The organism is Gluconobacter thailandicus F149-1 = NBRC 100600, assembly GCF_000964465.1.
Taxonomy (GTDB): domain Bacteria; phylum Pseudomonadota; class Alphaproteobacteria; order Acetobacterales; family Acetobacteraceae; genus Gluconobacter; species Gluconobacter thailandicus.
In genome coordinates this window covers 1-419 of the sequence record NZ_BANH01000142.1, presented here as the reverse complement: position 1 = coordinate 419, position 419 = coordinate 1, and the positions used below count along the sequence as shown (strand labels likewise).

General features: G+C 56.8%; 1 protein-coding gene. It reads left to right on the top strand.

Going from position 1 to position 419, the window contains the following annotated elements; all coding sequences use genetic code 11:
* Window positions 1-419, top strand: a 419-nt coding sequence (locus B7444_RS16110) for a CotH kinase family protein (RefSeq protein WP_048855247.1), incomplete at both ends; no start/stop codon positions are given.

The window sequence follows — 419 nt, the reverse complement described above, 5'->3', positions numbered from 1 at the left end:
TGCTGGACTGGTTTGCCTCGATTCAGAACGGCACCGGGAGTTGGGCGGATTACGCGCAGTATCTGGGGCTGGGATCGTGGTTAGATTACCTCATCCATATTGAGGCCGTGGGGAGCTTCGACAGCACGACCAACAACTGCATGTTGAAGTCCTATACGGGCACACAGACGTCTGGACTGTGGGAAATCGATTCCTACGATCTGGATGAAAGTCTTGGTGTGAAGTGGGGCGCTCCGAATGGTGTCGCTCCGGACGTGACGGGCTGGGCTAGCGATGGCGCGAATGTGTTTCAGCAGATGCGCGGCGTGTTCCTTCCTCAAATTCAGGCGCGTTATGCGTATCTGCGGCGATCTGGTGTGTTGTCGTCGGGAACTCTGGCGGGATTGATCCGGCGATACGCCACGTTTCGTGTTGCGGAT